Below are 8,517 nucleotides of genomic sequence, written 5' to 3'. Positions count from 1 at the left end.
GCTTCGGTTAAAAAGTGGCAATATTCGTGCTGTGTAATTAACAACCAAGATTTATATAAAGAGTTATCGCTAAATGAACTTTCAATTTCTTTAAAATAGTCTGCATCAATTTTAGATGAAATAGTATCGGAAGTTTCGGTATTCCAGTTTTTATAATTAGCCAGGTGGTTTTTTAAGTTATCTATACCGCTATTTTTACGAGAGCTAATTAAAACTACTTCTGTTTGAAGTTCCTTTTTTAATACTTCAATATCAATATGAATACCTTTTCTTTCCATTTGATCAGCCATATTAATAGCCAAAATGGTAGGAAGTTGTAAATCTTTAATTTGAGAAAATAATAGTAAATTTCGTTTTAAATTTTCTACTTCTGCAACAACAATTACAGCATCTGGATACGATTCGTTATTTTTATTTAGAAGAGTATCAAGAACAATAGTTTCATCTAAAGTTTGAGGATTAATACTATATGTACCTGGTAAATCTACAATTTCTGCAGTTAATACTTCTGAAATTTTACATTTACCGTGCTTTTTATCTACTGTAATGCCTGGATAATTTCCAACCTTTTGTTTTAAACCCGTAAGCTGATTAAATAACGACGTTTTTCCGGTATTAGGGTTTCCCACTAACGCTACATTTATAACAGCACTATTTTTCATGAATTACAACTTTGTAATATTAATTTGATCAGCCATTTCTTTTCTAATAGCTAGGTGGCTTCCATTAACTTTAATATATAAGGGATCTTTTAGTGGTGCTATTTGTACTAAACTTACTTCTTTACCTGGTAAGCAGCCCATTTCTAACAAACACAACGGAATAATATCCAACGTAAAATCTTCAATAATTCCACTCTCTCCAACTCTTAAGCTTGCAATTGTATCGCCCATTATTAAGAATAATTATAAATAATAAGCAAATATACTAAATTAGAATGATTCTAAACTATGATAAATATCATTAATATTTTTACTCTTTTTGTAACAACTTAATATCAGCTATTAATCTATCCATATCTTCATTACTAGTACCATCATAATAACCTCTAATTTGTTTCTTTTTATCTACAAGCATAAAGTTTTCTGTATGAATAAAATCTTGTAAACCGCCATCGCCATCTTCCAAAACTGCAAAATAGCTTTTTCTAGCCAACTCATATATGTGTTTTTTATCGCCAGTTGTTATATTCCATTTAGCATCAATAACTCCTTTTTTTATGGCATATTCTTTTAAAACAGTAACACTATCAATATCTGGTGTTACGGAATGCGATAAAAACATAATATCATCATCGTTTTTAAAAACTTCCTGTAATTTTCCCATATTATTAGTCATAACTGGACAAATTGTTAAGCATCTAGTAAAGAAAAAATCGGCCACATAAATTTTATCCTTATAATTTTCTTGGGTAATAGTTTCTCCATTTTGATTGATTAAACTAAAATCAGCAACTTTATGATTTCTTCGTACGTGCACCACACTTTCATCTACCAATTTTGGGTTTACATCGGAAGGATTAAAAATAGGCAATTTTTTATCTGGTGTTAATAATGTGTAAATAGCGTAAATCATTCCAACGGAAAAAATAGCCATAATAGCAAGGGTTGGAATAGATTTTTTGAAGAAATTTAAATCCATTTTATTTGTAAAATTAAATAACAAATTTAGTACAATTAGCTATTATAGTTACAGTTTAACTCTAAAACTTTGTTAAAACCCTCATTAACTTAATTAACGGCTTTTTATAACATAATTTAAAAACGTACATTTGTGCGATTTTAGTTATTTGAAACACTTTTATGGAAATATTAATAAAGGCTACGCAGTTTATTTTAAGTTTATCGTTTTTAATTGTATTACACGAATTAGGACACTTTATACCTGCAAAATTATTTAAAACAAGAGTTGAAAAATTTTACTTGTTTTTTGATTATAAAATATCACTATTTAAAAAGAAAATAGGAGAAACTGAATATGGAATTGGTTGGATTCCTTTAGGTGGATACGTAAAAATATCAGGAATGATTGATGAGAGTATGGACACCGAACAAATGAAACAACCAGCCCAACCTTGGGAGTTTAGATCTAAACCAGCTTGGCAACGATTAATTATTATGCTTGGTGGTGTAGTAGTAAATTTTATTTTAGGAATTGTAATTTATATCATGATTACTTTTGCTTGGGGAGTTGAATTTGTAAAGCCTTTAGATATAAAACACGGTTTTGCTGTAAACGAACTATTTAAAGAATATGGATTTAGAGATGGTGATAAAATTACTAAATTTAATGGAGAAGAACCTTTAGACGCTACAGATATTAATAAGCATTTATTTTTAAGAGGAATTACCTCATTAGATGTATTACACGAAGATGGAACTTCTGAAACAATAAATATTCCTGAAGATATTGGAAGTACTATGTGGGCAAATGGCGTAATGGAACCTTTTACTGTTAGAACAGAAGCCGTAATAGATACTGTTGTTACAGATTCTCCTGCTGAAAAAGCTGGCTTATTAAAATACGACAAAATTACATCTGTTAACGGAACACCTGTTACATATTGGCAAGAGTTTACAAACTTAATTTTAAATTCAAAAGAAGATATTAATGTGACTTTTGAAAGAGATGGCTTAACTAAAAACACAACAATTTCTCCAAGAGACGATAAAACTATTGGTGTGTCCAATTCTAAATTAAGAGGCATTACTATACAACATAAAGATTACTCATTTTTTGAAAGTATTTCAATTGGAAATTCTTTAGCTATTTGGACTTTAAAAGACTACATCACTCAATTTAAATATGTATTTACTAAAAAAGGAGCAACTAGTATTGGTGGTTTTATTGCTATTGGTAATATTTTCCCTGCAACTTGGAGCTGGCAAGCTTTCTGGTCTATAACAGCATTTTTATCTATAATGCTTGGGTTTATGAACCTACTCCCAATTCCCGCTTTAGATGGAGGTCACGTAGTATTTACCTTATTTGAAATGATTACTGGAAGAAAACCAAACGATAAGTTTTTAGAGTACGCTCAAATTACCGGATTTATTTTATTAATAGGGCTATTACTATTGGCAAATGGTAACGACGTTGTTAAATTAATTTCGAAGTTTTTTTAAAGAATACGATTAATTAAAAAGCATAAAAAAAGCCTCAAACTAAATTAGTTTGAGGCTTTTTTATAATCTATAAAATATTAAATTAATCAGCTAAAATAATAACTTTATTATCTTTCATTTCTATGGTACCACTTTTAATTGGTAAACTATATGCTCCTTTAACCGAAGTGAATTTATCTGTAAATTGCTCTTTAATTTGCACATTTGAACCTTTAAACGTTACCATTCCAGCAACTAATAAAGAAACAATTGGCGCGTGATTATTTAACATTTGAAATTCACCATTTACACCTGGTACAGAAATTACTTCAACTTCTGTATTTAATAATGTTGCTTCTGGCGATACTATTTCTAAAATCATAATTTTTTCAATTGATAATTAATAATTGACAATTGTCAATTGATTATGCTTCTGCTAACATTTTCTCTCCAGCATCAATTGCATCTTGAATTGATCCTCTTAAGTTAAACGCCGCTTCAGGATATTTATCTAACTCTCCATCCATAATCATATTAAATCCTTTAATTGTGTCTTTAATATCAACTAAAACACCTGGAATACCAGTAAATTGTTCAGCTACGTGGAAAGGTTGAGATAAGAAACGTTGCGCTCTACGAGCTCTATGCACAACCAATTTATCTTCTTCAGATAATTCTTCCATACCTAAAATAGCAATAATATCTTGTAATTCTTTATAACGTTGTAATAACTCTTTTACACGTTGTGCACAGTTATAATGTTCTTTTCCTAAAATTTCTGGAGTTAAAATTCTTGAAGTTGAATCTAATGGATCTACCGCAGGATAAATACCTAACTCTGCAATTTTACGAGACAATACTGTTGTTGCATCTAAATGCGCAAATGTTGTTGCTGGCGCTGGATCTGTTAAATCATCTGCAGGTACATAAACCGCTTGAACTGATGTAATTGATCCGTTTTTTGTTGATGTAATACGCTCTTGCATTGCACCCATTTCTGTTGCTAAAGTTGGCTGATAACCTACCGCTGATGGCATACGACCTAACAATGCCGAAACCTCAGAACCAGCTTGTGTAAAACGGAAAATATTATCAACAAAGAATAAAACGTCTTTTCCTTGACCTTCTCCAGCACCATCTCTAAAATATTCAGCAATAGTTAAACCAGATAAAGCAACACGCGCACGTGCTCCAGGAGGTTCGTTCATTTGTCCGAAAACGAAAGTAGCTTTTGATTCTTTCATTCCTGCTTTATCAACTTTGGTTAAATCCCAGCCTCCATCTTCCATAGAATGCATAAAATCTTCACCGTATTTAATAATTCCAGACTCTAACATCTCTCTTAAAAGGTCATTTCCTTCACGAGTTCTTTCACCTACACCAGCAAATACTGATAAACCACCGTGACCTTTTGCTATATTATTAATTAATTCCTGAATTAATACCGTTTTACCTACTCCAGCTCCACCAAATAATCCAATTTTACCTCCTTTTGCGTAAGGCTCAATTAAATCTACTACTTTAATTCCTGTAAATAAAACTTCAGTTGAAGTTGATAACTCCTCAAATTTTGGAGCTTCACGGTGAATTGGCAATCCGTTTGCACCGTCTTTTGGTAAATTACCTAAACCATCTATTGCATCACCAATTACATTAAATAATCTTCCGTAAATGTCATTACCTATTGGCATTTGAATTGCATTTCCGGTGGCAACAACCTCAGTTCCTCTACTTAAACCATCTGTTGAATCCATTGAGATGGTTCTTACAGTATCCTCACCAATATGAGATTGTACTTCTAATACTAAAATTGATCCGTCTTCTCTTTTTATTTCTAACGAATCATATAATTTTGGTAGCACTGCTCCAGAACTAAATTCAACGTCTATAACTGGACCGATAATTTGTGCAACTTTACCTGTAATCTTTGTCATTACTTTAACTGTTTATAATTTAGATAATTAATCTTTTTAGTTTGATCGTATTTTTTAGGTTGCTAAGATAGTTTTTTGATTTTATATTGAAAAAAAAATGACCTTATTTTTAAAAAAGAAAAGTCCTAATTATACTAGGACTCTCTTAAATTTTTAAAAATTTATGGATTTACTGTCCAAGAAACAAAAAATTGGGATCCTATTTTACCTGTACCTGGAGCACTTGCATATTCTTTCCCTCCTAAATTAGCTCCACCCACTTTAAAAATAGATTTCCATTTATCAACAGTATAGTTTACCTGAGCATCTACAACTGTTCTTGCCTCTATTATAGCATCCGCAAATGATGACTCCCATAAATACTCATCATTCCAACGAACATTAATATTAAACCCTAAGTCTTCTATTAAATTTTCATTTCCAATAGAAAACTTCACTTTATGTTCTGGCGTATTAAATCCGGCTTCATAATCTGGATCTGAACTTTGATCAAAATCAAATTTAGCATAAGTGTAATTCAACCCCACTGTATAACCTTCAAAAATTCTGCTTTCTACTCCTAAACTGCCTCCATATGATGCTATATCTGCTTTCGAATTTGTATAAACCTGAAAAGGTTGATAATCACCATTTGCAATTGCAATTAATGCAGCCGGAGCTGGACCTCCCAATTGTGATGGTAAAGAAATTATATCTGAAAAATCTACATTTCCATACAATGGAGAAACAACTGTTTTATTTCCAATAAAATCTTCATATACATTATAATATGCGCTAACATCTAAAGAAAATTGACCAAAACCAGCTCTGTAACCAATTTCATAGGCCGAAACTTTTTCAGGTTTTACATACTCAAAATTTGATATTATTAATAAACCTGGATCAACATTTCCTTGAGCTGCTGCTGCTCCAAAAGCATATAAAGAAGTAAGAGTAAAGGCGTTTTCATAAGCTGCTCTACCAGATAACTGCACAGTTGCTGGCATTCCTATAGCTTGCGCTGTTGTACTTGTTGCTAATGGGTTTGTTGTGTATCTATCTAAATTATCAGGTGCCGAACCAACTAAAATAGCCTGACCTGCATCTAAACCAATATATTGATCTTGTGTTGTAGGATTTCTAAAACCTGTTTGAAAAGAAGCTCTAACATTCCTTGTTTTTCCTTTTCCTAAAGAGTAGGACAATGAAACTCTTGGCGACACGTTTCCATCAAAATTTTTGGCTTTATCGTAACGTAAAGATCCGGTAAACTTTAATCTATCATCAGCAAATTTCTTTCTAATTTGGGTGTAAGCTCCATATTCATTATAATTAATTGGCCCATCATAATCTGTAAAAATAGTTCCATTTGAATTTAAAGAATATTGTCTCCACGAACCTCCTAATTGAATTTCAGCAAAATCTATTACTTCTGAAAAATTATAATTGGCATCGCTATGATAAATTTTTGTTTGATCTTGGAATTTTGCTCCGGTTAACAAACTTGGATCAGATTTCACCGCATTTAATGCCGCTTTAAATTCTGCTGTTCCTGGTTGCAGAGTTACATTAGCATCGGCATATTGTCTGGCACCAGCGTGTGCCAAATCACTGCTTGCACCGCTTAAAACACCTTGTAAATATGCTCCGGCATAAGTACCAAACCATTCTGAAGCATTTGCTTTATTCATATTTATACCTGCAAAACGCATATCGTAAGAATCTCCAGCATCTTCATCAGTTACATATGCTCTAACAAAAAAATCGTCATTTCTTATTTCAATTTTATGTTGTTGCATAAAAAAGTTTTCAATAGCATACCTATTCGCTCCTTGGTAAATAGTATTTCCTTTCCCCATTTTACCGTTATAAATAATTTCAAAATCATCTTCAAAAGGTCTGTAATGTAACGCTATGTCTACTTTTGCACTATGCGCATTATAATCTGTTAAATCAGACTCTTTATAACCTGTTCTAGATACATTATCTTCAGGCAAATAAGCACTGGCACCTGCTGGAATTTCGCCAATAGACTCTAAATATTGTCCAACTCCTTTTAAATTTTTAAATGGTGTAGCTCCTAAAGTAACCTCATCTCCATATACATTAGCCTGATCAAATGCAGTTTGATTTCCTAAAGATGAAATAACCGTATCAGGCTTTCCTGCTTCGGTATCAATATATTGATTATAATCTGTTGCGTGCCATTCTTCACCTTTTAAAAATGAAAAAGATACTTTTGCCGCAAACTTTTCACTAAATTTATAGGCTAACCTAATTCCTACATCTGCAAATTGATTATCTCCTGCAGCTTTTTGTGAAGTTATCCCTGTTTTTAAATACATACTAACACCAGAGGATTCAAACGGATTTTTACTTGTCATAAATAACACACCATTAAAAGCATTTGCACCATATAATGCCGATGATGCTCCTGGCAATAATTCAACAGTGCTCACATCTAACTCTGACATACCTAAAAGATTTCCTAAATTAAAATTTAGCGCAGGAGAAGCATTATCCATTCCATCTACCAATTGCATAAAACGGGTATTGGCAAATGTTGCGAAACCACGCGTATTAATAGATTTAAAGGTAAAACTATTAGAGTTTACATCTACTCCTTTTAAATTTTCTAATCCATCATAAAAAGAAGGAGAAGAGGTGTTTTTAATTTCTCTTATATCCATTCGCTCTATAGTTACAGGAGATTCTAAAACTCTCTCTGGAGTTCTTGATGCTGAAACAACAACTTCATCTAAAGCTGTTGCAGATTCGTCTAAAATTATAATTATAGCTTGATTACTTTTAGTTATTTCAACTAATTTTGAGGAAAAACCTATTAATGAAACTTCTAAGGTAAAAGGTGGATTTAAAGCTATTTTTAAAGAAAAATTCCCATCAAAATCTGATGTAGTACCTATTGATTCACCTGTAACTTTAATGTTAGCTCCAGGAATAGGTGTGTCGGTTTTTGCATCTTTAACTGTTCCGGAAATTGTTGTTTGTGCAACCACAACCATCCCAATAAGAAGCGCAATTAATACACTTAATAATTTTTTCATAATGATCTAAATAATTTGATTAACATATGCAAAATACAAATTTTTTTGGATTACAATGAATATCAAGCAATTATGCGCATAAAAAAAAGTGTAAAATACAATTTTACACTTTTTAAATTATGAATATAATAATTTCTTTAATCTGTTACAAAATTCCAAACTTGGCCAATTGTTTGTCCGCCTTGGTTGTCTTTTACAACTACTTTCCAATAGTAATTAGTAGATGCTGCCAAAGTAACATTTAATGTTTGAGCAGCTATATTATCGCCTTGTTTGTTAAGTGGAGGATTTACCGTATCAAAATAAACATCATATGTTAAAGTATCACTAGTATCTACGTCACTTGCTGTCCATTCTAATGTTGCTGTAGTTGTTGTAACCGTAGCATTTAATGTTGGTCTTAATAATACTGGTGAAAATGGTAAATGGTTAGTT

Annotated in this window: 7 protein-coding genes and 1 pseudogene; 1 reads left to right on the top strand and 7 read right to left on the bottom strand. The window is 31.6% G+C overall.

Going from position 1 to position 8,517, the window contains the following annotated elements:
* The 3 genes from ABY298_RS13130 to ABY298_RS13120 form a co-directional block, all read right to left on the bottom strand.
* A partial coding sequence (locus ABY298_RS13130) for a FeoB small GTPase domain-containing protein (protein WP_372746514.1) occupies positions 1-662 on the bottom strand: 662 nt, incomplete at its 3' end.
* Between the two features lie 3 nt (positions 663-665).
* Positions 666-893 (bottom strand): ferrous iron transport protein A, encoded by a 228-nt coding sequence (locus tag ABY298_RS13125; protein WP_372746513.1) that lies wholly within the window; start codon positions 891-893, stop codon positions 666-668.
* 79 nt (positions 894-972) lie between these two features.
* Positions 973-1,641 carry an SCO family protein gene (locus ABY298_RS13120; protein WP_372746512.1) on the bottom strand — a complete coding sequence of 223 codons (669 nt, stop codon included), beginning with the start codon at positions 1,639-1,641 and terminating at the stop codon, positions 973-975.
* A 161-nt stretch (positions 1,642-1,802) separates the two neighbouring features.
* Here ABY298_RS13120 and rseP point away from each other — a divergent pair, with 161 nt between their 5' ends.
* A complete protein-coding gene (gene rseP, locus ABY298_RS13115; RefSeq protein ID WP_372746511.1) occupies positions 1,803-3,125 on the top strand; it encodes an RIP metalloprotease RseP in 1,323 nt (440 codons plus the stop codon).
* An 82-nt stretch (positions 3,126-3,207) separates the two neighbouring features.
* Here the strand turns inward: rseP and ABY298_RS13110 are convergent, their stop codons facing one another.
* The 4 genes and pseudogenes from ABY298_RS13110 to ABY298_RS13095 all read right to left on the bottom strand — a co-directional run.
* Positions 3,208-3,486, bottom strand: coding sequence for a F0F1 ATP synthase subunit epsilon (locus ABY298_RS13110; RefSeq protein WP_372746510.1), 279 nt, complete (start codon positions 3,484-3,486; stop codon positions 3,208-3,210).
* Between the two features lie 43 nt (positions 3,487-3,529).
* Complete coding sequence (atpD, locus tag ABY298_RS13105) at positions 3,530-5,038, bottom strand: F0F1 ATP synthase subunit beta (RefSeq protein WP_372746509.1); 1,509 nt, start codon at positions 5,036-5,038, stop codon at positions 3,530-3,532.
* Positions 5,039-5,199: 161 nt separating this feature from the next.
* Positions 5,200-8,082 (bottom strand): TonB-dependent receptor domain-containing protein, encoded by a 2,883-nt coding sequence (locus ABY298_RS13100; protein WP_372746508.1) that lies wholly within the window; start codon positions 8,080-8,082, stop codon positions 5,200-5,202.
* A 137-nt stretch (positions 8,083-8,219) separates the two neighbouring features.
* Positions 8,220-8,517 (bottom strand): annotated as a pseudogene (locus ABY298_RS13095) (hypothetical protein); the annotation flags it as partial.

It is taken from the genome of Lutibacter sp., assembly GCF_041596795.1.
Taxonomy (GTDB): Bacteria; Bacteroidota; Bacteroidia; order Flavobacteriales; family Flavobacteriaceae; genus Lutibacter.
The sequence above is the reverse complement of the archived record's forward strand: the minus strand, read 5'-3'. Positions and strand labels throughout refer to the sequence as shown.